Source organism: Flavobacterium sp. WG21, assembly GCF_000335775.1.
Classification (GTDB): Bacteria; Bacteroidota; Bacteroidia; order Flavobacteriales; family Flavobacteriaceae; genus Flavobacterium; species Flavobacterium tructae.
In genome coordinates this window covers 1-701 of the sequence record NZ_AMYW01000080.1, presented here as the reverse complement: position 1 = coordinate 701, position 701 = coordinate 1, and the positions used below count along the sequence as shown (strand labels likewise).

The window sequence follows — 701 nt, the reverse complement described above, 5'->3', positions numbered from 1 at the left end:
TACTCCAGCCAAATCGCCAACTTTGAAATTCTTTACGTGATCTCCCACTTTTGTTACCCTCCCCACAATCTCATGCCCTGGAACTATTGGATAAATCGTCCCGTGCCACTCGTTTCTGGCTGAATGCAAATCGGAATGACAAATTCCACAATATAAAATCTCTATTTCTACATCATGAGCTAATACTGCTCTGCGCTGAATGTCTAATGTCTGCAACGGTGCATCCGCAGCCTCTGTTCCAAAGGCTTTTATGTTTTTTACTTCCATGTTTTTATTGTTTTTTAGTTTTATTTGTTTCAGGTTTTATTTGTTTCAGGTTTTCTTTGTTTCAAGTTTCAGCTTACAAAAAATACAGGTATTCCCATTCAGAATTTTCTAATTATCTAATTAAACTTACTTCCCGTAACTGTAATATTCTTCATCGGTTACGCTATCGAGCCAAATTCCTGTTCCTTTATCAATTTCAGTGATAATAGCAATGTGTGAAAACGAACTGAACGGGGTCGCTCCATACCAGTGTTCTATTCCGGGCAGAATCGTAACTACTTCGTCTTTATGAAGCAGTCGGATGGCTTTTCCTTTTTCCTGAAAATAGCCAATCCCGTTCGTAGCAATAAACAATTGCAGTGTTGGGTTAACATGCCAATTACATCTTGAACCCGGTTCAAAAGAAACTTCTTTTATAACCGTATTATCAGGAT

At 38.1% G+C, this 701-nt stretch carries 2 protein-coding genes; both read right to left on the bottom strand.

All coding sequences use genetic code 11. The annotated features are described in order from the left end of the window. On the bottom strand, positions 1–267 hold a 267-nt coding region (locus C245_RS0122530), incomplete at its 3' end, for an alcohol dehydrogenase catalytic domain-containing protein (protein WP_026110236.1). Positions 268–393: 126 nt separating this feature from the next. Further along, a partial coding sequence (locus tag C245_RS0122525; protein ID WP_017498860.1) for a cupin domain-containing protein occupies positions 394–701 on the bottom strand: 308 nt, incomplete at its 5' end.